This is a genomic window from Streptomyces tendae, assembly GCF_008632955.1.
Classification (GTDB): Bacteria; Actinomycetota; Actinomycetes; order Streptomycetales; family Streptomycetaceae; genus Streptomyces.
The window spans coordinates 6,228,018-6,250,415 of sequence record NZ_CP043959.1 but is presented as its reverse complement, the minus strand read 5'-3'; the positions used below and the strand labels follow the sequence as shown (position 1 = coordinate 6,250,415).

Genomic DNA, 22,398 nt, shown 5'->3' with positions numbered 1-22,398 from the left:
CGTCGGCCGACGGGTATCCCCGGCGCGTCTTTTCGTGCGAATACGGGGGTGTTCCGTCGGTCGGCTCGGGCAGGAGACACCCAGAACGTCCCGGACGCGGTGGTCGGGAGGGTGCCGAGAACCATTCGGGCCGTCCGCGCGTGACTGACCGAGTACGGAAGATTTCGCATTGTGAACTGGTGACACGGTGAGGTGAAGCGCTGATGAGCACCACCCGGCCCTACTCGCCGGGCGACCGCGGTCCGGAGCCCAGCGGTGCTTCCGGGACGCCCGGGGGCGCTGCACCGATCAGGGGCGCCCAGGAGGGCGGCGTGGCCGTGCCGACGGCTCCGGAGGCAGTTCCGGGGCCGGCCGGTGACGCCCAGGTCCGCCGGCTGAGCTTCGAGGACCAGAGCGGTGTCGTACCGCTCGCGCGGGACTTCACCCGGCAGGCGCTGTACGACTGGGGCTGGCTGCCCGCGGCCACCGCGGACCGGCGGGCCGCCGCCGAGGACGTCCTGCTCGTCGTCTCCGAGCTGGTCACCAACGCGTGCCTGCACGCGGAGGGGCCGGACCTGATGATCATCACCAGCGACCGCAAGGTGATCCGGATCGAGGTCACCGACAGGGGCACGGGCCAGCCGTCCCCGCGCACGCCGCACCGGGCGGGGCGGCCGGGGGGACACGGCATGTTCATCGTCCAGCGTCTCTGCCTGGACTGGGGCGTGGTCCGCTCCGCGGACGTGGCGGGCAAGACGGTCTGGGCCGAACTCGGCACCCCGTCGTAACCCGGGCCACCCCCGGGAACCCGGCCGCTTCCCGGCCCGGGGCCGCGAGACGGAGCGGCGCGCACATCCCGCGCGCCGCGGCGCGCGGCAGCGGCGGGTAGCCCGCCACGTACAGCAGCAGATCCCTCGCGCGCCCCTGAGGCCGCCGCACACCGGACCTCATGCCACAGTCCGCCCTGCCACGCCTTCCAGGCCCCTCAGAGCCCCGCCTGAGCGCTTCCTGAGCCCACCCCGCGCCCTGACAGGCCCGAAACTGCGCGGGCGGGGCCCGCAACCGGCCCCCAGCCGCCCGCCACCACCGGCCCGGGGAACCCAACCGCTCCGGCTGCCGCCACCCGTCCCGGAGGCTGCCGCCACCCGTCCGGAGGCTGCCGCCACCCGTCCCGGAGGCTGCCGCCACCCGTCCGGAGGCTGCCGCACCCGTCCCGGAGGCTGCCGCCACCCGCCCCGGCGCTCCCGCCATCGCTCCCCGGCGGCTCCCGTCACGTGCCCCTGTGCCCGTAGGCCACCTGCCTGGGGCCGGCAGCCCTCCACATCCGGCCACCGAGCCCGGGTGCCCGTACGCGACCGTCCAGGGCCGGCCCCGCCCGTACCCGGCGCTCCGCGCGCCCGGAGGCCCCAGGGCCCCGTTCTCGGTTCCCCCGCAGGCCACCGCCAAGCCCGGGTCCTCAACCGGCAGCCCGACAACGGACCCCGTGGCCACGCATCCCGTTCCTGGTGCTGCGCGGGCAGTGGCCCGACCGCTGGGCCGGTGCCCGCCCGGCGGCGCGAGGCGCCTGCGGCCATGTCGGGCCCCACCGTGGTGCCGAGGGATACCCGGACCACCCCTGCGGGGCGCTCCCCGCCCGGTGGCGCGAGGCGCCCCTGCCACCCGTCCCGCCCCCTGTGCCGGGACGTTCCCCGCCCGGTGGTGCCCAGGTGGTGCCTTCGGTGTCTGTCCAGCCCCGCCGCGACCCGCCCCGCGCCGGGGTGCTTCCCGCATGGCGGCCCGAGGTGGTGGCCTCGGTGCCCTGCCCGTTCCGCCTCCGCCCCGCGCCGGGGCACCCCCGACCGTCCGGCAGGGGCCGCCCTGAAGAGCCCTCTCCGCGCCCAGGCGTAACCGACCCGCGCCCCAGGCGCCCCCCACGCGCGGAGGGCCCCGCAGCCATTGAGCTGCGGGGCCCTCCGTCGAGTGGGGGAGTGCGGGTTACGGCCGGGTCAGCGGACGTCGCCCATCAGGGACTTCACCTTGTTGCGGTACATCCAGATCGCCACACCCGCCACGACGGCGAGCGTCGCCTCCAGGGCGACGATGCCCGTCTTGTTCAGGTCGACGCCGGCGATGGACAGCAGGCCGGTCGTCGCGTCACCGGCGGTGACGGCGAGGAACCAGACGCCCATCATCTGCGAGGCGTACTTCGCGGGCGCCATCTTCGTGGTGACCGACAGGCCGACCGGGGAGAGCAGCAGCTCACCGACGGTCTGGACGAAGTAGATCGCCACCAGCCACAGCGCCGCCGCCTTGTGACCGCCCTCGGCGATCGACAGCGGGGCCAGGAACAGGAAGAAGGAGACGCCGACCAGCGCCAGGCCGGAGGAGAACTTCACGATCGTGCTGGGCTCCTTGCCGCGCCGGTTCAGCGCGAGCCAGATCCAGGCGAAGACCGGGGCCAGGGCCATGATCAGGACCGGGTTGACCGACTGGTACCAGGAGACCGGGAAGTCCCAGCCGAGCACGCTGTTCTCGGCCGACGAGTCGGCGAAGATCGACAGGGTCGAGCCGCCCTGGTCGTAGATCATCCAGAAGATCGCGGCGGCGACGAAGAACCAGATGTACGCGGACATCTTCGACTGTTCGGTGCGGTCCAGGTCCTTGTCGCGCTTGATCCGGGCCAGCACCATCACCGGGATGATCACGCCGAGCAGGGTCAGCGGGACCAGGACCCAGTTCAGGGTGTAGTGGCCGGAGAAACCGAGGATCGCGTACGCGACGACGGCGATGCCCGCCCACAGCGCGGCCTTGCGCAGCGTGGAGGACTTCTCCTCGGCCGACAGCGGCTTCGGGACGATGCTGGACTGCGCGTCCAGGTGGCGGCTGCCCAGCAGGAACTGCGTGACGCCCAGACCCATGCCGACCGCGGCGAGCGCGAAGCCCAGGTGCCAGTTGACGCTCTCACCGATGGTGCCGATGATCAGCGGCGCGGCGAAGGCACCGAGGTTGATGCCCATGTAGAAGACGGTGAAGCCGCCGTCCCGGCGCGGGTCGTCCGGGCCCTTGTAGAGCTGGCCGACCATCGTGGAGATGTTGGCCTTCAGCAGACCGGAGCCGATCGCGACGAGCCCGAGGCCCGCGTAGAAGGTGCCCGAGGTGGGCAGGGCCAGCGTCAGGTGGCCCAGCATGATGATGCCGCCGGCGACGGCGACGGTCTTGCGGGGGCCCCAGACCCGGTCACCGAACCAGCCGCCCGGCATGGCGAGCAGGTACACCAGCGAGAGGTACACCGAGTAGATGGCGGTGGCGGTGCCCGCGCTCAGACCGAGTCCGCCCGGCGCGACGAGGTACAGCGGGAGCAGTGCCCTCATGCCGTAGTAGGAGAAACGCTCCCACATCTCGGTCATGAAGAGAGTGGCCAGTCCGCGGGGGTGGCCGAAGAAGGTCTTCTCGGATCCGGGGGTGCCCGGGGTGACCGAGTCCTTCGTCAGGCTGGACGCCATGGTCGTTCCTTGCTGTCGGGACGCGTCGCGCGAGGAGCGGGTACGCGCCCGGTGGGGGGCTGGCCGGCACCGGCAGGCCGTACCGTCCGCCCACGCCCGGGGGTGCCGCCCCGGATCACGGAGCGACGGACGGCGACCACCGGGATCCACACCTCCGCCGTGCGTCGACGCGCGGTGAAGGCCCGGCCACAGGTCATTGCTTCGGGGCCGGTACGACATACCGGCCCGCACACAAAAGAGACCTTCAGCGTCAACTGCCGCCAAAGGTCCCCACGGTGCAACAGGCGTTGATTCACCATACGGCAGGACAGTGCCGGATATGGAAGGACTTGAGACGTGAATCACAGGTTTCAAGGCACTGTGATCACCCATTCGAAGGCCCTGCCCAGCATCGCACCCCACACCCTCAGGTCCGTACCAGGGTCCGCGGGGGTGAGAAACGGGTGAGGCGACGGTAAGAAGCGAGCCGGGCGATCACACCCCTGCGGCCCGACCGGCGGGTCTACCATCATCGGCATGACCCGTGTACTGCTCGCCGAGGACGACGCGTCCATCTCGGAGCCGCTGGCCCGCGCCCTGCGCCGGGAGGGCTACGAAGTCGAGGTGCGTGAGGACGGACCCGGCGCACTGGACGCCGGAATGCAGGGCGGCGTCGACCTGGTCGTGCTGGACCTCGGACTGCCGGGCATGGACGGCCTGGAGGTCGCCCGCCGGCTCCGCGCCGAGGGGCACACGATCCCCCTGCTGATCCTCACCGCGCGCGCCGACGAGGTGGACACGGTGGTCGGCCTCGACGCGGGCGCCGACGACTACGTCACCAAGCCGTTCCGGCTCGCCGAACTGCTGGCCCGGGTGCGGGCCCTGCTCCGGCGCGGCGCGGCCGAGCCGCAGCAGCCGCCGGCCACCCACGGGGTGCGCATCGACGTCGAGTCGCACCGGGCGTGGATGGGCGACGAGGAGCTGCAGCTCACGGCCAAGGAGTTCGACCTGCTGCGGGTCCTGGTGCGCGACGCGGGCCGGGTCGTCACCCGCGACCAGCTCATGCGTGAGGTCTGGGACACCACCTGGTGGTCCTCCACCAAGACCCTCGACATGCACATCTCCTGGCTGCGCAAGAAGCTCGGCGACGACGCGGCCAACCCCCGCTACATCGCCACCGTGCGCGGCGTGGGCTTCCGTTTCGAGAAGAGCTGAACCCCCGCCGGGGTTCCGCCACCGGGTAAGAGAACATGCGCCGCCGCCTGATCCAGTCCACGCTCGCCGTGGTGCTCGTCGTGATCGCCGTCTTCGGTGTCTCGCTGGTGATCGTCGAGACCCGCACCATCACCGAGACCGCCAAGGAGCGTGTGGAGTCCGAGGCGGTGCGGCTGGCGAGCATCGTCGACAGCCGGCTGCTCGTCGAGGACAAGGTCACCGCCGGGATCCTCGCCGACCAGGTCACCGAGGACCGGTACGCCGTCGTCCGGATCCCCGGCAAGCCGCCCATCGAGCTCGGTTCCCGGCCGGACGGCGACGTCATCAGCGCCACGGCACCCGGCGAGGAGGGCGAGACGGTCACCGTGCAGGAGCCGCGCTCCTCGGTGACCAAGGAGGTCGCCCGCACCCTGCTGATCATCGGTCTCGTGGCGCTCCTCGCGGTGATCGCGGCGGTGCTGCTGGCGATCCGGCAGGCCAATCGCCTCGCCTCGCCGCTGACCGACCTCGCGGAGACCGCCGAGCGCCTCGGCTCCGGCGACCCGCGCCCCCGCCACCGCCGCTACGGTGTCCCCGAGCTGGACCGGGTCGCCGACGTGCTGGACGCGTCCGCCGAGCGCATCGGCCGCATGCTGACCGCCGAGCGGCGCCTGGCGGCCGACGCCTCCCACCAGCTGCGCACCCCGCTCACCGCGCTGTCGATGCGCCTGGAGGAGATCACCCTCACCGACGACCCCGACACGGTGAAGGAGGAGGCGACCATCGCGCTCACGCAGGTGGAGCGGCTGACGGACGTGGTCGAGCGGCTGCTGACCAACTCCCGGGACCCGCGCACGGGCTCGGCCGTCACCTTCGACCTCGACGAGGTGATCAAGCAGCAGCTCGCGGAGTGGCGCCCCGCCTACCGCAGCGCGGGCCGGGCCATCGTCACCTCCGGCAAGCGGAAGCTGCGGGCGGTGGGCACACCGGGCGCGGTCGCCCAGGTGCTGGCCGCGCTGATCGAGAACTCGCTGATGCACGGCGGCGGCACGGTCGCCCTGCGCACCCGCGTCACCGGCAACCAGATCGTCGTGGAGGTCACCGACGAGGGGCCCGGCGTCCCCGCCGAGCTGGGTTCGCGGATCTTCGAACGGGCGATCAGCGGCCGCAACTCCACCGGCATCGGCCTCGCGGTCGCCCGGGACCTGGCGGAGGCGGACGGCGGCCGCCTGGAGATGCTCCAGGCCAGCCCGGCCGTCTTCGGCCTGTTCCTCTCCAGCACGCCCCCGCGGAAGGACCCGGACGAGGAGAACCGCAGGACGGTGCGCTGAGCCGGACCCGGCCTACGGCACGCGCTGCCTGGGCCGGTCGCCGGTGGCCGGCGCCGAGCCGGCCACGGGCTCGTCCCGCACCGGCAGCGCACGGAACACCCACGTGCGGTAGGACCAGAAGCGGAACAGCGTGGCGACGCCGATGCCGACGAACTTGAAGATGTTGCTCTGCAGCGAGCTGTCCCAGCCGAAGCCGTACGTAGCGGTGTAGAGCAGGCCGTTCTCGATCACCAGGCCGATGACGCTGAACAGCAGGAACAGCGACATCTCGCGGGTGCGGCGGGACTTGTCGCGGTCGCGGTAGGTGAAGTACCGGAACCCCACGTAGTTGAAGACGATCGCCACCACGGTGGCGATCACGCTCGCCCGGACCACCGGGAGATCGGTCGCCTGCCGGACCAGGTTGAACACACCGAGGTTGACCAGAACCCCGGCTCCCCCCACCGCGCCGAACTTGGCCATTTCACGGAAGAGCCGTCGAAGCCCCGAGGAACCTCGTTCCATCGCCCACAGGCTCCCGTCGGTAGAAGTGCGTCAACTCCGCCATGCTAACCACCCGCACGCGCGATCTTCCTGCGGACGGCTCGCTCCGTCCGCCCCACCTGCCCCGTGCGTCCCGTGCGGAGGGCGGGAATCGGCCACCCTGGCGTGGGCGGATACCCTGGGGGCGTGACGTTCCCGGTAGTCGGCATGGTCGGCGGTGGCCAGCTCGCTCGTATGACACACGAGGCGGGCATCCCGCTCGGCATCAGGTTCAAGCTCCTCAGTGACACCCCGCAGGATTCGGCGGCCCAGGTGGTGAGCGATGTCGTCGTCGGCGACTACCGCGACCTGGACACGCTGCGCGCCTTCGCGCGCGGCTGCGACGTGATCACCTTCGACCACGAGCACGTGCCCACCGAGCACCTCAGGGCTCTTGAGGCCGACGGCATCCCCGTCCGCCCCGGCCCCGACGCGCTCGTGCACGCCCAGGACAAGGGCGTGATGCGCGCGAAGCTCGAAGCGATCGGTGTGCCCTGCCCGCGCCACCGCATCGTCGACGGGCCCGAGGACGTGGCCGCGTTCGCGGCCGAGGGGGAAGGCTTCCCCGTCGTCCTGAAGACGGTCCGCGGCGGTTACGACGGCAAGGGCGTGTGGGTCGTCGGCTCCGCCGAGGAGGCCGCCGAGCCGTTCAAGGCCGGCGTCCCCGTCCTTGCCGAGGAGAAGGTCGACTTCGTGCGGGAGCTGGCCGCCAACGTGGTCCGCTCCCCGCACGGCCAGGCCGTCGCCTACCCGGTGGTGGAGTCGCAGCAGGTGAACGGCGTCTGCGACACCGTGATCGCGCCCGCGCCCGACCTCGACGAGGACCTCGCGCTCCGGGCCGAGGAGATGGCGCTGAACATCGCCAAGGAACTCGGTGTGGTCGGCCACCTCGCGGTGGAGCTGTTCCAGACCCGCGACGGCCGCATTCTGGTCAACGAACTCGCGATGCGCCCGCACAACTCCGGCCACTGGTCCATGGACGGCGCGATCACCTCGCAGTTCGCCAACCACGTCCGCGCCGTCCTCGACCTCCCGCTCGGCGACCCGCGCCCGCGCGCGAAGTGGACCGTCATGGTCAACGTGCTCGGCGGCGACTACCCGGACATGTACTCCGCGTACCTGCACTGCATGGCCCGCGACCCCCGGCTGAAGATCCACATGTACGGCAAGGACGTGAAGCCCGGCCGCAAGGTCGGTCACGTGAACACCTACGGCGACGACCTGGACGACGTGCTGGAGCGCGCCCGTCACGCAGCCGGCTACCTGAGAGGCACGATCACCGAATGAGCCCGGTTGTAGGCATTGTCATGGGGTCGGACTCCGACTGGCCCGTCATGGAGGCGGCGGCCAAGGCCCTCGACGAGTTCGACATCGCCTACGAGGTCGACGTCGTCTCCGCGCACCGCATGCCCCGCGAGATGATCGCGTACGGCGAGCAGGCCGCCGACCGCGGGCTGAAGGCGATCATCGCGGGCGCGGGCGGCGCCGCCCACCTGCCCGGCATGCTCGCCTCCGTGACCCCGCTGCCCGTCATCGGCGTGCCCGTGCCGCTGAAGTACCTCGACGGCATGGACTCGTTGCTGTCCATCGTGCAGATGCCGGCCGGCGTCCCGGTCGCCACCGTCTCCGTGGCCGGCGCGCGTAACGCCGGTCTGCTCGCGGCCCGCATCCTCGCCGCCCACGACGAGGAACTCCTCGGTCGCATGCGGGATTTCCAGCAGGAGCTGAACGACCAGGCGACCGAGAAGGGCAAGCGTCTGCGGTCGAAGGCCCAAGGCTCCGCCGCAGGCTTCGGCTTCGGCAAGTGAGCGGGGTGGATGCCGTGACGTCCCTCGACGAAGCCCGCGCGCTGCTGGCCGAGTTCCCCGTCGTCGACGGGCACAACGACCTGCCCTGGGCGCTGCGCGAACAGGTCACCTACGACCTCGACGCCCGCGACATCTCCGCCGACCAGTCCGCCCACCTGCACACCGACATCCCCCGGCTGCGCGCCGGCGGCGTCGGCGCGCAGTTCTGGTCGGTGTACGTTCGCGCCGACGCGCCCGACCCGGTCCCGGCCACGCTGGAACAGATCGACTGTGTACGGCAGCTGGCGGACCGTCATCCGCGGGACCTGGCGCTCGCGCTGACCGCCGCCGACATGGAGGCCGCGCGCCGCGAGGGCCGTATCGCCTCCCTGATGGGGGCGGAGGGCGGCCACTCCATCGCCGACTCCCTCGGCACCCTGCGCGGGCTGTACGACCTCGGCGTGCGCTACCTGACCCTCACCCACAACTTCAACGTGGCGTGGGCGGACTCGGCGACCGACGAGCCCGCCGTGGGCGGCCTGTCGGCGTTCGGCCACGAGGTGGTGCGGGAGATGAACCGTCTCGGCATGCTGGTCGACCTCTCCCACGTCGCCGCGACGACCATGCGGGACGCGCTCGACACCAGCACCGCGCCGGTGATCTTCTCGCACTCCTCGGCCCGCGCGGTCTGCGACCACCCGCGCAACATCCCCGACGACGTGCTGGAGCGGCTGCCCGCCAACGGCGGCATCGCGATGGTGACCTTCGTGCCGAAGTTCGTGCTCCAGGCGGCCGTCGACTGGACGGAGGCCGCCGACGAGAACATGCGCGCGCACGGCTTCCACCACCTCGACACCACCGCCGAGGCGATGAAGGTGCACCGCGCCTTCGAGGAGACGCACCCGCGTCCCGTCGCCACGGTGTCCACGGTCGCCGACCACCTCGACCACATGCGCGAGGTCGCCGGCATCGAGCACCTCGGCATCGGCGGCGACTACGACGGCACGGCCTTCACCCCCGACGGCCTCGACGACGTCTCCGGCTACCCCCGGCTGATCGCCGAGCTGCTGGACCGCGGCTGGTCCCGGGCCGACCTGTCCAAGCTGACCTGGCAGAACGCGGTCCGGGTGCTGGGCGCCGCCGAGGACGTGGCCCGCGACCTGCGCGCGACGCGCGCGCCGTCCAACGCTCGCATCGAGGCACTGGACGGCTGACCGGCGGACGCGGCGCGGGGCTTACCCCGAACGCCGCGTTCACCAGGAAGCCGGTGGGTGCTCCGTGCGACGGTGACCGTACCGCCGAGGTCACGACGTACGGAGCCCCGTGATGGCCGATCTCCAGGACGACCTGCATCCCGCCGCCGAGGTCGGCCGTGTCGACGAGCCGTTCCCGCAGGAGGGGATGGTCGTCGGGCCGGAGGAGTACCGGCCCGTCTCCGACCCGGACGACGACCCCCTGGACCGGGCCCGGGCCGTGCTCGCCGCCCACCCTGTCGCCGACGGCTACAGCGGGCTGCCGTGGGCGCTGCGCGGACTGCCCTGGTACGACCTCGACCTCGGGGAGAGCGCCGTCGACGCGGACGTGCCCCGGCTGCGCAGGGGGCAGGTCGGCGCCGTCTTCTGGGCACTGCACCTGCCCGAGGGACACGACGGCGACCGGGCCCTGACCACCACCCTGGAACAGCTGGACCTGGCGCAGGCGGTCGTCGCCGGCCACGACGAGGGGCTGCGCCCCGCCCGCACCGCCGGGGAGCTCGTGGACGCCCGCAACTGCGGCCGGGTCGCCGTGCTGTTCGGACCGGCCGGCGCGGCCGCGCTCGGCGACTCCCTGAGCGTCCTGCGGGCGCTGCACGCCCTTGGCCTGCGGGTGCTCACCCTGACCGGCACCTCCTGGGCGGGCCCCGCCGGGCTCACCCGGTTCGGCGAGGAGGTCGTGCGCGAGATGAACCGGATCGGCATGGTCGCCGACCTCTCCCACGCGTCCACCCCGACGATCCGCCGGGCCCTCACCGTGTCCAAGGCGCCCGTGCTGTTCAGCCGGTCCGCCGCCCGTGACCTGCGTCCGCACCCGGCCAACCTGCCCGACGACCTGCTCACCGCGGTGGGCGAGGCCAAGGGCCTGTGCCTGGTGCCGCTGACCGCCGAGCAGGCGGGCCCGACCGTCCGGGACGTCGCCGACCACCTCGACCACGTCCGCACCCTCGCCGGCCCGGACTGCGTCGGTCTGTCCGGCACCTACGACACCGGCAGCGCCCACCCGCAGGAACTGCGCGACCCGTCCTGCTATCCGAGGCTGATCGCCGAGCTGCTGCGACGGGGCTGGGGCGAGGCCGACGTCGGCCTGCTGACCTGGGGCAACGTCCAGCGGGTGCTGCGCGCCGCCGCCTTCACCGCGCACACCGCGCAGCAGCGCCGCCCGCCGTCGACGGCGACGGTCACCGCCCTCGACGGCTGAGCGGCGACCGTCACGCCCCCGCTACGGCTGCTCGACCGTCACGGCTCCTCGGCCGTCACGGTCGCCCGGCGTCACGGCTGCTCGATCCGGCACAGGCAGAAGGGATGCCCGGCGGGGTCGGCGTACACGCGGAAGTCCTTCGTCTCCCAGTCCTCCCGGTCCAGCACCTTCGCCCCGAGGGCCAGCACCTTCTCCTCGGCCGCGTCGACCTCCTCCCAGGTCCCGCCCGCGTCGAAGTCGAGGTGGAACTGCTGCGAGTCGTGGTCGGCGCTCGGCCAGGCCGGCGGGGTGAAGCCGGTGGCCCGCTGGAAGGCGAGCCGCGGGCCCGAGGGGACCTGCAGGACCACCCAGTCCGCGTCCTCCGCCACGGGGGTGCCGCCGGCGACAGCCGCGTAGAAGACGGCCAGCTCGTTGGGGTCGGGGCAGTCCAGGACGACACTGCGCAGTCGTGCCACGGGGGCCATCGAATTCCTCCAGGTCTCAGCAGGCACAGAGGCAGAACGGGTGCCCGGCCGGATCCGCGTAAACCCGGAAGGTCCGTGAGCGGTCCTCCGTGTCCAGCGGCCTGGCGCCCAGCGCCAGCACCTCCTTCTCCGCCGCGTCCAGGTCCTCGACGGTCAGGTCGAGGTGGAACTGCTGGGAGCGGTCGGCCGCGGGCCACCGCGGCGGCACGTACCCCTCGGCGCGCTGGAAGGCCAGCGTCGGGCCGCCGGGCACCTTCAGGTCCACCCAGTCGCCCTCACCCTCGGCCGCGCCGCCCACGACACCGGCGTAGAAGCCGGCCAGCGCACCGGGGTCCGGACAGTCCAGGACGACGGCGCCCACCTTCGCTACGGACATGACTGCCTCCTCGTGTTACCGCCAAAAGCGGTCTGCTGGTAACCGTTACCGCATGCTCCCGCAGAGGCGGTAACGTTGCAAGGGAATTGAGAAAGGTGGCCTCGCGTCATGACCGAAAGAGCGGCCCCGCCCGGGCAACTGACCCTGGTGCAGGCCCTCGTCAACACGGTGGACCTGGCCGCCGGCCGCGACGCGCTGGACACCCCCGAGGGCCGCGCGCCCTTCGGGCTCACCGAGGACACCGTGGACGCCGCCCGGGAGCTGCGCGAGTCCCTGCGGGCCACCCTGCTCGCGCATGCCGGCCACCCGGCCCACGCCCCGGTCACCCCGCTCGGCGACCTGCTCGCCCGCGCACCCCTGGTGATCACCGTGGACCCCGCCGACGGCGCCGCCGCCCTCGCGCCGGTCGACGAGGGGCCGCTGCTCTCCCAGGTGGCCGCCGCCGTGGCCGAGGCGCTCACCGCCGGCACCTGGCAGCGCTTCAAGGCCTGCGAGTCCCCCACCTGCCACTGGGCGTACTACGACCGCAGCCCCGGCGGACGTGGCCGCTGGTGCTCGATGCAGGTGTGCGGGGCCCGCGCGAAGATGCGCCGATACCGTGCGAAGCAGGGGTAGCAGCACCACATCCGCGCGCCGTGGGGCAGAATGCGATGCGACGCCGGTTCGGCCGACTGAGCCTCGGCCGAACCGGCGTCACCTGTGTCCGGTCTCCGGTCAGGCGCCGGGGCGTCCCATCGCCCGGTAGCGCCAGCCCGCCCGCCGCCAGGCCTCCGGGTCCAGGGCGTTGCGCCCGTCGAGCACCAGCCGGTCGGCCACGACCTCGCCCAGCTCCGCCGGGTCCAGCTCGCGGAACTCCTGCCACTCCGTCAGGTGCAGCACGACGTGCGCACCGCGGACCGCCTCCAGCGCCGAGCCGGCGTACCCCAGCGTCGGGAACAGGCTGCGGGCGTTCTCCATGCCCTTCGGGTCGTACACCGTGACCTGGCCGCCCTGCAGATGGATCTGCCCGGCCACGTTCAGCGCCGGCGAGTCGCGCACGTCGTCCGAGTCCGGCTTGAACGTCGCTCCCAGCACCGCCACCCGCTTGCCCAGAAACGCCCCGCCGCCCAGCGCCTGCCGGGTCAGCTCCACCATCCGGCCGCGCTGGCGCATGTTGATCGAGTCGATCTCCCGCAGGAACGTCAGCGCCTGGTCCGCGCCCAGCTCACCGGCGCGCGCCATGAACGCGCGGATGTCCTTCGGCAGGCAGCCGCCGCCGAAGCCGATCCCGGCCCGCAGGAACTTCCGGCCGATCCGGTCGTCGTGGCCGATCGCCTCCGCCAGCTTGGCGACGTCACCGCCGGTGGCCTCGCACAGCTCCGCCATCGCGTTGATGAACGAGATCTTGGTGGCCAGGAAGGAGTTCGCGGAGGTCTTCACCAGCTCCGCCGTCGGGAAGTCCGTCACCACGAACGGCGAGCCCTCCTCGACCGGCGTCGAGTACACCTCGCGCAGCAGCTTCTCCGAGCGCTCGCTGCGTACGCCCACCACGATCCGGTCCGGGTGCAGGGTGTCCTGCACCGCGAAGCCCTCCCGCAGGAACTCCGGGTTCCAGGCCAGCTCGGCGTCCGCCCCGGCCGGCGCGTGCTCGGCGAGGTAGGCGGCCAGCCGGTCGGCCGAACCGACGGGAACCGTCGACTTGCCCACGACCAGCGCGGGACCCTTCAGATGCGGGGCGAGCGAGGCGATCGCCGAGTCGACGTACGACATGTCGCAGGCGTACTCGCCGTGCCGCTGCGGGGTGTTCACGCAGATGAAGTGGATGTCGCCGAACTCGCCCAGCTCGGCCCAGTCCATGGTGAACCGCAGCCGGCCGGTCGAGCCCTCGATCCCGGCCACGTGCCGGCGCAGCAGCTCCTCGAGTCCCGGCTCGTACATCGGGACCTCGCCGCGGCGCAGCTTGTCGATCTTCTCCGGCACCACGTCGAGGCCCATCACCTCGAACCCCAGCTCGGCCATGGCCGCCGCGTGGGTCGCGCCGAGATAACCGGTGCCGATCACGGTGATCTTGAGGGCCATGGGTGCTCCAGGGGTCTGCGGCAGGCACGTGCGCGCCCGAGCATATCCGGGGTGCCTGCGCGCTCCCCGCCCGGCGGTCCCACCGCTGTCGTCCAGCTCACCTGTTCACGGCCAGGGGGGAGGGCTAACATTTGAGTTACTTAACGGTAGTTAGCGTGATCAGCATCGCAGTGTTTTGGAGCGTGAGAGACCTTGGCCGGATCGGCTGACTTCGACCTGTACCGCCCGTCCGAGGAGCACGACATGCTCCGTGACGCCGTCCGCTCGCTGGCCGAGGCGAAGATCGCGCCGCACGCCGCCGCGGTGGACGAGGAGGCCCGCTTCCCCCGCGAGGCCCTCGACGCGCTCGTCGCGAACGACCTGCACGCCGTCCACGTCCCCGAGGAGTACGGCGGCGCCGGCGCCGACGCCCTCGCCACGGTCATCGTGATCGAGGAGGTGGCTCGCGTCTGCGCGTCCTCCTCCCTCATCCCCGCGGTGAACAAGCTGGGCTCGCTGCCCGTCATCCTCTCCGGCTCCGAGGAGCTGAAGAAGAAGTACATGGGCCCGCTCGCCAAGGGCGACGCGATGTTCTCGTACTGCCTCTCCGAGCCGGACGCCGGTTCCGACGCGGCCGGCATGAAGACCAAGGCCGTGCGCGACGGCGACCACTGGATCCTCAACGGCGTGAAGCGCTGGATCACCAACGCCGGCGAGTCCGAGTTCTACACGGTGATGGCCGTCACCGACCCGGCCAAGCGCTCCAAGGGCATCTCCGCCTTCGTCGTGGAGAAGTCCGACGAGGGTGTCTCCTTCGGTGCCCCGGAGAAGAAGCTCGGCATCAAGGGCTCGCCCACCCGCGAGGTGTACCTGGACAACGTCCGCATCCCCGCCGACCGCATGATCGGCGAGGAGGGCACCGGCTTCGCCACCGCGATGAAGACCCTGGACCACACCCGCATCACCATCGCGGCCCAGGCCCTCGGCATCGCCCAGGGCGCCCTCGACTACGCCAAGGGCTACGTCCAGGAGCGCAAGCAGTTCGGCAAGCCGATCGGCGACTTCCAGGGCGTGCAGTTCATGCTCGCCGACATGGCCATGAAGATCGAGGCCGCCCGCCAGCTCACCTACGCGGCCGCCGCGAAGTCCGAGCGGGGCGACAGCGACCTGACCTTCCAGGGCGCCGCCGCCAAGTGCTTCGCCTCGGACGTCGCCATGGAGGTCACCACCGACGCCGTCCAGCTCCTCGGCGGCTACGGCTACACCCGCGACTACCCGGTCGAGCGCATGATGCGCGACGCCAAGATCACGCAGATCTACGAGGGCACCAACCAGGTGCAGCGCATCGTGATGGCGCGCAACCTGCCGTAACGGCGGAAGCAGAGCCTCGGGAGGGTGTCCGGCGACGGGCACCCTCCTTCGCCGTGCGGGCCCTCGGCACGATCCGGGCCGCAGCGGCCGTCACTTGCGCCAGAACAGGTGGTGCGCCACCCCGCTCGGGCTCGGCACGACCTCCAGATGGAACCGGTCGAGCAGCTCGTCGGGGGAGTCCCACAGGCGCAGCCCGGAACCGATCTTCATCGGCGACACCGCCACGTGCAGGGTGTCCACCAGATCGGCGTCCAGGAACTGCCGTACGGTGCTCACCCCGCCGCCGAGCCGCACGTCCTTGCCGTCCGCCGCTTCCCGCGCCAGCTCCAGCACCGTCCTGGGGTCGCCCTCGACGAAGTGGAACGTGGTGTCGGAGAGCGTGACGGACGGACGCGGGTGGTGGGTCATCACGAACACCGGCGTGTGGAACGGCGGCTCGTCCCCCCACCAGCCCTTCCACTCGTGGTCCTGCCAGGGACCCCGCTGGGGCCCGAACTTGTTGCGCCCCATGATCTCCGCGCCGATGTTGTTCGCGAAGTCCCGGGTGAAGTAGTCGTCGACGCCCCGGGTCCCGCCGGGTTCGGTGCGGTTCGGCCAGCTCGCGGTCGCGCCGGCCCAGGCGAAGAGCGTGCCGGGGTCCACGTGGCCGAAGGGCCGCTCCAGGGTCTGGTCCTCGCCCGCGCCGACCCCGTCGCTCGAGACGTTGAAGTTCTGCACTCTCAGCAGCTGTGGCACTGTCTCTCCTCACTAGGTGACAGTGTGAGGACTCCCCATCAGGAGAGAACTCATCGCCGCCGGCTCACAGGAAACGCCGGATCGGGGTGACCGCCGCCTCGGCCAGACGCGCGGGCAGCGGACGGCGCCGCCAGCGCTCCGCGTCGATCGGCTCGCTCTGCTTGCGGTCGGCGTCGAAATCGGCGTCGAGCGCCGCGGTGAAGTCCTCGTCGAGGACGGCCAGCATGACCTCCTCGTCGTGCTCCAGGGAGCGGCGGTTGAAGTTGGTGGAGCCGATCAGGGAGCAGACTCCGTCCACCGTGATGATCTTCGTGTGGAGCATGGTCGGCTGGTACTCCCGCACCTCCACGCCCGCGTCCACCAGCGTCTGGTAGTGCTGCCGCCCGGCCAGCAGACAGGCGCGCTGGTCGGTGTGCGGCCCGGGCAGCAGGATCTCCACCCGCACGCCCCGGCGGGCGGCGGCGGCCAGCAGGTCGATGAAGTACGCGTCGGGCGCGAAGTACGCCGTGGACAGCCGGAACCGCTCCCGCGCCGAGGTGATCACCACCCGCAGCAGCGTCTGCATGTCCTGCCAGCCGAAGCTGGCCGAACCCCGCACCACCTGCACCGTGGCGTTGCCCGGCTGCTCCTGCGAGGTGAAGCGGTCGTGCTCGTCGTACAGCTCGTCGTGGCACTCCGCCCAGTTCTGCGCGAAGGCCGCGGCGATGCCGTCCACGGCCGGGCCCCTGACCTGCACATGGGTGTCCCGCCACTCGTCGGGGTTACGGGCGTTGCCGCACCACTCGCGGGCGATGCCGACGCCGCCGGTGAAGGCGGTGTGCTCGTCGGTGACCAGAACCTTGCGGTGGCAGCGGTGGTTCTGCCGCATCGGCGACAGCCGGGTGGGCTTGCGGAACCAGGCCACGTGGACGCCCGCGTCCGCCATGGCCTCCAGCAGCCCCGGCTCGATCTCCTTGGCGCCGAAGCCGTCCAGCAGCAGCCGTACCCGCACCCCCGCGCGGGCCCGGTCCGCCAGGGCCTCGGCGAACTCCCGCGCTATGTCACCCCGCCAGTAGACGAAGGTCATCATGTCGACCGTGTGCTCCGCGGCGCGGATGGCCGCCAGCATCGCGGGGAAGATCTCGTCGCCGTTGCGCAGCGGCACGAGCTCGTTGCCCTCGGTGGCCGCGATGCCGATGAGCCGTTCCAGCCGTCTGCGCAGCCTCTTCCGCTCCGTCTGTGGTGTCACGTCCCTCTCCCCTGTGTGTCCTGCGACCGCCCCCTCGGCGCCGTGGTCAGGGGCGCCACCCCTCCTTGTTGCCGCTCCCGGTGCGGTCAAGCAGCGCCGCGTGGTGGTCATGGCCACAGGGGCGTAGGACGGGAGGTGCGGGGGCCGAGCGCCGGCCCGCGCCGTCCCCTGGGAGGAACCATGACCCAGCAGCAGACCGTCGAACCGCTGAGCAAGGAGATGCAGGACTGCGTCCAGGCGTGCATGGAGTGCCACGGCGTGTGCGAGGAGACCATGAGCGCGTGTCTGCAGACGGGCGGCGACGCCCGGACGCGGATCATGCGGGCGCTCCTGGACTGCTCGGAGATGACCCGCATGTGCGCGGACATGATGATGCGCCGCTCGCCGCTGGCGAACGAGATGTGCATGATGTGCGCGCAGGCCTGCGACCTGTGCGCCGAGGCGTGCATGTCGATGCCGGACGACGAGCGGATGACGCGGTGCGCGGAGTCCTGCCGCCGCTGCTCCGAGACGTGCCGCGCGATGGCGGGCGCCCCGATGTGACCGGCCGCGCCGGACGTGCGCGAGGGCACCCCCGCGGGGGTGCCCTCGTACGGTGCCGTTCGGGGCGTCAGTTGCCCTTGACGGTGACCTTCTCGTCGTTGTTCAGCTGGTTGACCAGCTGCTTCACCTTCTCCTTGTCCCACAGCAGGTTGCCGCCGGTGGAGCCGGAGATCGGCATGTTCATCGACGTGCCGTCACCACCGCTGACGCCCTTCATCGACCAGAACATGTCGGCCAGGTCGAACAGGCCCATGTCCTTGTCGACGATCAGAGAGTCCAGGCCCGCCCCCATGGTCGGGTAGAGCTTGAAGGGGTTGAGCACGGTGCCCGGGGTCGCCACCTGGTTGGCCAGGGCGGACAGGAACTTCTGCTGGTTCTTGGTGCGGTCCAGGTCGGAGCCGGCCAGGGCGTAGCGGGTGCGGACGAAGGCGAGCGCCTCCTCGCCGTTCAGGGTCTGCTTGCCCTTCTTGAGGTCGGCGCCCGACTTGGTGTCCTTGATGTCCTGCGGGATGTCGATCTCCACGCCGCCGACCGCGTCCACGATGTTCGCGAAGCCGCCGAAGCCGATCTCCACGTAGTGGTCGATGTGCAGTCCGGTGTTGAACTCGACCGTGCGGACCAGCAGCTCGGGGCCGTCCTCGGCGTAGGCGGCGTTCAGCTTCACCTGCCGGCCGGTCCCGGGGTAGGTCTTGCCCGACTCGGAGCCCTTGAAGGTGGGGATCTCCACGTTCGAGTCCCGGGGGAGGGATATCAGGGTCGGGCCGTTGTCCCCGGTGTGAAGGATCATCACCGAGTCCGTGCGCTTGCCGTCGGCGGAGCCGGTGTGCAGCTTCTTCTTGTCCTCGGCGGTCAGCCCCTCGCGGCTGTCGGAGCCGACGATGAGGTAGTTGGTGCCCGCGCCCTTCTCGGGCCGCTCGATCACCTTCGACAGGTCGACCTCGCGGTTGAGCTTGGAGTCGGCCCAGAAGTAGGTCGCGACGGTCGTGACGAACAGCACGGTCACCAGGGTGATCGCCGTCCACTTGACACGACGGCGCCAGTCCGGGGCGGGGCGCTGCGGGCCGTAGCCGTCACCGCCGCCGTGTCCGCCGGCGCCGCCGTAGACCTGGCCGGTGTTGTAGCCGCTGTCGTAGCCGCCGCCGTGTCCGCTCCCGTCGACGTAACCGGGCTGCTGCGGCACGCCGCCGTAGGCGCTCTGCCCGGGAGGGGCCGGCTGTCCGCGGCGGACCTGCCGCATGACACGGGCACCCTCGGGCTGTGCGCTCCCGCTCCCGCGTCCGTAGCGGCCGCCGCGGTTGTCGTCGGACCATGCCTCGGGCCAGTCATTCATGGGAGACAGTGTGCAGGTCCGGGTGGTGGGCCATACAAGGGTCGTCGGAAAATCAGGGCACCGCTGTTGCGAAGCTGACACAAAACGGGCCCCTGTCACCGCCGTACAAGCCGGTTGTCACCAGCGCATAAGGTGGAGGCCATGACAGACCAGGCCCCTGCCGTGCCGACGGACAGTCCGGAAATCCCGGGCAAGCCCGTCTCGGCGTCCCGCACCACGCTCAGCCACATCATGACGCACAACGACACCAATCTTCTGGGCACCGTGCACGGCGGGGTGATCATGAAACTGGTCGACGACGCGGCGGGCGCCGTCGCCGGCCGGCACTCCGGGGGGCCGGCCGTGACCGCGTCCATGGACGAGATGGCGTTCCTCGAGCCGGTCCGCGTCGGTGATCTGGTCCATGTGAAGGCCCAGGTCAACTGGACCGGGCGGACCTCGATGGAGGTCGGCGTGCGGGTGCTGGCGGAGCGCTGGAACGAGTCGGCGCCGGCCACGCAGGTCGGCTCGGCCTACCTGGTGTTCGCGGCCGTCGACGCGGACGGCAAGCCGCGCCGGGTGCCGCCGGTCGTACCGGAGACCGAGCAGGACCGCCGCCGCTACCAGGAGGCCCAGATCCGCCGCACCCACCGCCTGGCCCGCCGCCGAGCCATCATGGACCTGCGCGCGAAACGAGCCGCGGAGGGCTTCGAGGACTGACGCCCTCGACCCGCCCGAGCCCTCCCGGAGGCCGGGGCCCCTGACTCGCCGGCCCGGCGCCTTGAGAACCGACCGGGGCCGCTCCGCACCCCGACCCAGGCACGCCAGGCCGCGACCGGGCCGCCGGCCGGCCGTGGACCGAGGGGCTCGGAACCCGCCGGTGCTGTCCGCCACCCGAAGCGGGCCCACAAGAGGGGATCCGCCCGTGGGCGGGGTTCAGGAGCAGCTGACCTCGTCGCCTCGTACCACGCCGAGTTCGCCCTGGCCCGGGTCCTGGGCGCGGACCTTCTGGACCTTTTCGAAGTCGGTGCCCGCGATCACCTTGAGGGTGGCGCCCTGGCCCTTCACCGCGCGCAGCTCGCTGCCGGGCAGCGCGGTCGCGAGGGACTTCGCGGAGCGGTCCCAGCGGGGGTCGTAGGCGACGACCGTGCGCCGCACGTCCTGCCGGTCCGCGTTGACCGGGGCCTTGGTGGTGGCGAAGCCGGTCGCCGACAGGGCCGCGTCCACGCGGCGGCCGAGCCCCGGTGTGCGGGTGCCGTTCTCGACCTGCACCCGGATCTGCCGGGGGTCCACCGGCACCCTCCGGGCCGCGTCGGGCGCGGGGCGGGGCGACAGCGGCTGGTCCCGGCGCAGCGCGTCGAAGATGTGCTCGGCCTTGTCGGTGTCCCACTTCAGGGTCGAGCCGACGCCCTTCACGGCGTACCCCATCGTCGCGACCGGCACGGTCGTGAACTCGGACGACGACGGCGAGAAGTTCCGCATCGCCCGGCCCAGGTCGAGCAGCTCGCCGGTGCCGAACCCCTCGTCCGCGCGGACCGACCCCAGCACGGAGCGGGTGACGTCGCGGAACCGCATCGGGTTCAGCAGGATCCCGGACGAGGTGGCCCGGTCCACGAGCGCCGCGAGGAACTGCTGCTGGCGCCGCATCCTGCTGAGGTCGGAGGCGCCGTCGACGTGCCGGGCGCGGACGTACTGCAGGGCCTCGCCGCCCTTGAGGGTGTGCCGGCCGGCGGGCAGGTCGAGGCCGGTCTGGCGGTCCTTGAGCCGCTGGTCGGTGCAGATCTCCACACCGCCGACCACGTCGACGGTCTTCATGAAGCTGGTGAAGTCGACCTCCAGGTAGTGGTCGATCTTCACCCGGGTCATCTTCTCCACCGTTCGCACGGTCAGCTGCGGCCCGCCCTCCGCGTACGCGGCGTTCAGCTTGAGCGGGTGTCCCTTGTGCTGCTTGCCGCTGACCCGGTCGGTGTGCGGCGGGGTCTCGGCGTAGGAGTCGCGCGGCAGGCTGACCACGCTGGCGCGGTCCCGGTCCTCCGAGATGTGCACGATCATGATCGTGTCCGTGCAGTGGCAGGGCGCCCCGCCGAGCCGGTACCTCTCCCGCTCCTCCTTGCCGACGCTGTCCCGCCCGTCCGTGCCGACCAGCAGGATGTTCATGCCGTGACCGGCCCGCGGGCGGTTCTTCATGTCGCGGAACGGGTCGACCCGGGCGATGTCGTCGTCGAGCCCGCTGAGCAGCGCGTGCCCGATCCCGGCGGAGGCGAGCACCACGACCGACAGCGCGGTGACCGTCCGCATCACCCAGCGCGGCCTGCGCCGCGGGGGAGCGGGCGGGCGCGGTCCCGGGCGGGGCGGCCGAGCCGGACGCCGGTCGGGCGTACGGGGCCGGGGGGAGCGCGGCGGCGTGGGCAAGGGGGCACCTCCGGACGACGGCCGAGCGTGGAATCGTGAGCACCGTAGGCCGATACGATCTGCGGCCCTTCGCACAGCACCCCGGCACGCGCAGAGGTGTCCCCCGTTCGCGGTAACGTGAGGCTCCTATGAACGCCAATGCCGACGTGCGGCTCCCCGCCGTTTCCGTGATCATGCCCGTCCTCAACGAGGAGCGGCATCTGCGCGGCGCCGTCCGCGCGATCCTCGCCCAGGAGTACGCCGGCGAGATGGAGGTCGTGATCGCCCTCGGTCCGTCCACGGACCGCACGGACGAGATCGCCGCCGAGCTCGTGGCCGAGGACCCGCGGGTGCACACCGTGCCCAATCCCACCGGCCGCACCCCGGCCGCCCTCAACGCGGCGATCAAGGCCTCGCGCCATCCGGTCGTGGTCCGCGTCGACGGGCACGGGATGCTCTCCCCGAACTACATCGCCACCGCCGTGCGGCTCCTGGAGGAGACCGGCGCGCAGAACGTGGGCGGCATCATGCACGCCGAGGGCGAGAACGACTGGGAGCGCGCCGTCGCCGCCGCGATGACCTCGAAGATCGGCGTGGGCAACGCCGCCTTCCACACCGGCGGCCAGGCGGGCCCCGCCGAGACCGTCTACCTGGGCGTGTTCCGGCGCGAGGCGCTGGAGCGGCAGGGCGGCTACAACGTGGAGTTCATCCGCGCCCAGGACTGGGAGCTGAACTTCCGCATCCGGGAGGCGGGCGGCCTGATCTGGTTCTCGCCCGAGCTGAAGGTGTCGTACCGGCCCCGCCCGTCCGTGCGGGCGCTCGCCAAGCAGTACAAGGACTACGGCCGTTGGCGCCACGTGGTGGCCCGCTACCACTCCGGGTCCATCAACCTGCGCTACCTCGCCCCGCCGACCGCGGTGTGCGTGATCGCGGCCGGGATCGTGGTGGGCGCGGCGCTCACCCCGTGGGGCTTCCTGGTCCCAGGCGGCTACCTGGCGGCGATCGTCGCGGGGTCCATACCCGCCGGCAAGGGCCTGTCGCTCAAGGCGCGGCTGCAGATCCCGGTGGCGCTGGCCACCATGCACATGTCGTGGGGCTGGGGCTTCCTGACCAGCCCGCGCTCGCTGGCCAAGAAGGTCATCGCCTCCCGGCGTCCCGCTGTCCACGCGGACACCCAGGCGGCCTGAGGCTCGCACCCGGCACACCGAAGGCCCCT

Annotated in this window: 21 protein-coding genes; 12 read left to right on the top strand and 9 right to left on the bottom strand. The window is 71.9% G+C overall.

What is annotated here, in order from left to right:
- The first annotated feature begins 203 nt into the window (after positions 1–203).
- A complete protein-coding gene (locus tag F3L20_RS28595) occupies positions 204–767 on the top strand; it encodes an ATP-binding protein (RefSeq protein ID WP_150156749.1) in 564 nt (187 codons plus the stop codon).
- 1,197 nt (positions 768–1,964) lie between these two features.
- Here F3L20_RS28595 and F3L20_RS28590 read toward each other — a convergent pair.
- On the bottom strand, positions 1,965–3,461 hold the full coding sequence (locus F3L20_RS28590; protein ID WP_150156748.1) for an oligopeptide:H+ symporter: 1,497 nt from the start codon (positions 3,459–3,461) through the stop codon (positions 1,965–1,967).
- 516 nt (positions 3,462–3,977) lie between these two features.
- On the opposite strand from F3L20_RS28590, the gene F3L20_RS28585 reads away from it, so the two are divergent.
- Both F3L20_RS28585 and F3L20_RS28580 read left to right on the top strand, forming a co-directional pair.
- Positions 3,978–4,655: a response regulator transcription factor gene (locus F3L20_RS28585; protein WP_150156747.1), complete on the top strand. Its 678-nt coding sequence runs from the start codon at positions 3,978–3,980 to the stop codon at positions 4,653–4,655.
- A gap of 35 nt (positions 4,656–4,690) precedes the next feature.
- Positions 4,691–5,965 (top strand): ATP-binding protein, encoded by a 1,275-nt coding sequence (locus F3L20_RS28580; protein ID WP_145826972.1) that lies wholly within the window; start codon positions 4,691–4,693, stop codon positions 5,963–5,965.
- 12 nt (positions 5,966–5,977) lie between these two features.
- On the opposite strand, the gene F3L20_RS28575 is transcribed toward F3L20_RS28580, so the two are convergent.
- Positions 5,978–6,469, bottom strand: a complete 492-nt coding sequence (locus tag F3L20_RS28575) for a GtrA family protein (protein ID WP_150156746.1) — start codon at positions 6,467–6,469, stop codon at positions 5,978–5,980.
- 165 nt (positions 6,470–6,634) lie between these two features.
- Between F3L20_RS28575 and F3L20_RS28570 the strand changes: the two genes are divergently transcribed.
- The 4 genes from F3L20_RS28570 (at position 6,635) to F3L20_RS28555 (ending at position 10,728) form a co-directional block, all read left to right on the top strand.
- A complete protein-coding gene (locus F3L20_RS28570; RefSeq protein WP_150156745.1) occupies positions 6,635–7,774 on the top strand; it encodes a 5-(carboxyamino)imidazole ribonucleotide synthase in 1,140 nt (379 codons plus the stop codon).
- The gene (gene purE, locus F3L20_RS28565; protein ID WP_145826975.1) at positions 7,771–8,295 is read left to right on the top strand and encodes a 5-(carboxyamino)imidazole ribonucleotide mutase; all 525 of its coding nucleotides are present in this window, start codon (positions 7,771–7,773) and stop codon (positions 8,293–8,295) included. The genes F3L20_RS28570 and purE overlap by 4 nt, the downstream gene beginning before the upstream one ends.
- 14 nt (positions 8,296–8,309) lie before the next feature.
- Complete coding sequence (locus F3L20_RS28560; RefSeq protein ID WP_150156744.1) at positions 8,310–9,488, top strand: dipeptidase; 1,179 nt, start codon at positions 8,310–8,312, stop codon at positions 9,486–9,488.
- Between the two features lie 112 nt (positions 9,489–9,600).
- On the top strand, positions 9,601–10,728 hold the full coding sequence (locus F3L20_RS28555; protein WP_150156743.1) for a dipeptidase: 1,128 nt from the start codon (positions 9,601–9,603) through the stop codon (positions 10,726–10,728).
- A gap of 71 nt (positions 10,729–10,799) precedes the next feature.
- Here the strand turns inward: F3L20_RS28555 and F3L20_RS28550 are convergent, their stop codons facing one another.
- Positions 10,800–11,192 carry a VOC family protein gene (locus F3L20_RS28550; RefSeq protein WP_150156742.1) on the bottom strand — a complete coding sequence of 131 codons (393 nt, stop codon included), beginning with the start codon at positions 11,190–11,192 and terminating at the stop codon, positions 10,800–10,802.
- Between the two features lie 16 nt (positions 11,193–11,208).
- Positions 11,209–11,568, bottom strand: coding sequence for a VOC family protein (locus F3L20_RS28545; protein WP_150156741.1), 360 nt, complete (start codon positions 11,566–11,568; stop codon positions 11,209–11,211).
- 108 nt (positions 11,569–11,676) lie between these two features.
- On the opposite strand from F3L20_RS28545, the gene F3L20_RS28540 reads away from it, so the two are divergent.
- A complete protein-coding gene (locus tag F3L20_RS28540; protein ID WP_150156740.1) occupies positions 11,677–12,183 on the top strand; it encodes a CGNR zinc finger domain-containing protein in 507 nt (168 codons plus the stop codon).
- A 99-nt stretch (positions 12,184–12,282) separates the two neighbouring features.
- On the opposite strand, the gene F3L20_RS28535 is transcribed toward F3L20_RS28540, so the two are convergent.
- On the bottom strand, positions 12,283–13,626 hold the full coding sequence (locus F3L20_RS28535) for a UDP-glucose dehydrogenase family protein (RefSeq protein ID WP_150156739.1): 1,344 nt from the start codon (positions 13,624–13,626) through the stop codon (positions 12,283–12,285).
- 192 nt (positions 13,627–13,818) lie between these two features.
- Between F3L20_RS28535 and F3L20_RS28530 the strand changes: the two genes are divergently transcribed.
- Positions 13,819–14,976 carry an acyl-CoA dehydrogenase gene (locus F3L20_RS28530; RefSeq protein ID WP_150156738.1) on the top strand — a complete coding sequence of 386 codons (1,158 nt, stop codon included), beginning with the start codon at positions 13,819–13,821 and terminating at the stop codon, positions 14,974–14,976.
- A gap of 90 nt (positions 14,977–15,066) precedes the next feature.
- On the opposite strand, the gene F3L20_RS28525 is transcribed toward F3L20_RS28530, so the two are convergent.
- On the bottom strand, positions 15,067–15,711 hold the full coding sequence (locus F3L20_RS28525) for a dihydrofolate reductase family protein (protein ID WP_150156737.1): 645 nt from the start codon (positions 15,709–15,711) through the stop codon (positions 15,067–15,069).
- A gap of 64 nt (positions 15,712–15,775) precedes the next feature.
- Entirely contained in the window at positions 15,776–16,939 is a 1,164-nt protein-coding gene (locus F3L20_RS28520; RefSeq protein ID WP_024886473.1) for a phospholipase D-like domain-containing protein, read from the bottom strand.
- Positions 16,940–17,119: 180 nt separating this feature from the next.
- Between F3L20_RS28520 and F3L20_RS28515 the strand changes: the two genes are divergently transcribed.
- Positions 17,120–17,482 carry a four-helix bundle copper-binding protein gene (locus F3L20_RS28515; protein ID WP_150156736.1) on the top strand — a complete coding sequence of 121 codons (363 nt, stop codon included), beginning with the start codon at positions 17,120–17,122 and terminating at the stop codon, positions 17,480–17,482.
- A gap of 67 nt (positions 17,483–17,549) precedes the next feature.
- Here the strand turns inward: F3L20_RS28515 and F3L20_RS28510 are convergent, their stop codons facing one another.
- Entirely contained in the window at positions 17,550–18,812 is a 1,263-nt protein-coding gene (locus F3L20_RS28510; protein ID WP_150156735.1) for an LCP family protein, read from the bottom strand.
- Between the two features lie 141 nt (positions 18,813–18,953).
- Here F3L20_RS28510 and F3L20_RS28505 point away from each other — a divergent pair, with 141 nt between their 5' ends.
- Positions 18,954–19,511, top strand: coding sequence for an acyl-CoA thioesterase (locus F3L20_RS28505; protein WP_167534632.1), 558 nt, complete (start codon positions 18,954–18,956; stop codon positions 19,509–19,511).
- Positions 19,512–19,727: 216 nt separating this feature from the next.
- Here the strand turns inward: F3L20_RS28505 and F3L20_RS28500 are convergent, their stop codons facing one another.
- Complete coding sequence (locus F3L20_RS28500; protein WP_150157531.1) at positions 19,728–21,089, bottom strand: LCP family protein; 1,362 nt, start codon at positions 21,087–21,089, stop codon at positions 19,728–19,730.
- A gap of 242 nt (positions 21,090–21,331) precedes the next feature.
- Between F3L20_RS28500 and F3L20_RS28495 the strand changes: the two genes are divergently transcribed.
- Entirely contained in the window at positions 21,332–22,369 is a 1,038-nt protein-coding gene (locus F3L20_RS28495) for a glycosyltransferase family 2 protein (RefSeq protein ID WP_150156734.1), read from the top strand.
- Positions 22,370–22,398: the final 29 nt, after the last annotated feature.

Excerpts from the sequence above, each read along its gene's own strand:
- F3L20_RS28595 (WP_150156749.1), top strand. The coding sequence starts at position 204 with ATGAGCACCACCCGGCCCTACTCGCCGGGCGACCGCGGTCCGGAGCCC.
- F3L20_RS28590 (WP_150156748.1), bottom strand. The coding sequence starts at position 3,461 with ATGGCGTCCAGCCTGACGAAGGACTCGGTCACCCCGGGCACCCCCGGA.
- F3L20_RS28585 (WP_150156747.1), top strand. The coding sequence starts at position 3,978 with ATGACCCGTGTACTGCTCGCCGAGGACGACGCGTCCATCTCGGAGCCG.
- F3L20_RS28580 (WP_145826972.1), top strand. The coding sequence starts at position 4,691 with ATGCGCCGCCGCCTGATCCAGTCCACGCTCGCCGTGGTGCTCGTCGTG.
- F3L20_RS28575 (WP_150156746.1), bottom strand. The coding sequence starts at position 6,469 with ATGGAACGAGGTTCCTCGGGGCTTCGACGGCTCTTCCGTGAAATGGCC.
- purE (WP_145826975.1), top strand. The coding sequence starts at position 7,771 with ATGAGCCCGGTTGTAGGCATTGTCATGGGGTCGGACTCCGACTGGCCC.
- F3L20_RS28555 (WP_150156743.1), top strand. The coding sequence starts at position 9,601 with ATGGCCGATCTCCAGGACGACCTGCATCCCGCCGCCGAGGTCGGCCGT.
- F3L20_RS28550 (WP_150156742.1), bottom strand. The coding sequence starts at position 11,192 with ATGGCCCCCGTGGCACGACTGCGCAGTGTCGTCCTGGACTGCCCCGAC.
- F3L20_RS28545 (WP_150156741.1), bottom strand. The coding sequence starts at position 11,568 with ATGTCCGTAGCGAAGGTGGGCGCCGTCGTCCTGGACTGTCCGGACCCC.
- F3L20_RS28540 (WP_150156740.1), top strand. The coding sequence starts at position 11,677 with ATGACCGAAAGAGCGGCCCCGCCCGGGCAACTGACCCTGGTGCAGGCC.
- F3L20_RS28535 (WP_150156739.1), bottom strand. The coding sequence starts at position 13,626 with ATGGCCCTCAAGATCACCGTGATCGGCACCGGTTATCTCGGCGCGACC.
- F3L20_RS28515 (WP_150156736.1), top strand. The coding sequence starts at position 17,120 with ATGACCCAGCAGCAGACCGTCGAACCGCTGAGCAAGGAGATGCAGGAC.
- F3L20_RS28510 (WP_150156735.1), bottom strand. The coding sequence starts at position 18,812 with ATGAATGACTGGCCCGAGGCATGGTCCGACGACAACCGCGGCGGCCGC.
- F3L20_RS28505 (WP_167534632.1), top strand. The coding sequence starts at position 18,954 with ATGACAGACCAGGCCCCTGCCGTGCCGACGGACAGTCCGGAAATCCCG.
- F3L20_RS28500 (WP_150157531.1), bottom strand. The coding sequence starts at position 21,089 with ATGCGGACGGTCACCGCGCTGTCGGTCGTGGTGCTCGCCTCCGCCGGG.
- F3L20_RS28495 (WP_150156734.1), top strand. The coding sequence starts at position 21,332 with ATGAACGCCAATGCCGACGTGCGGCTCCCCGCCGTTTCCGTGATCATG.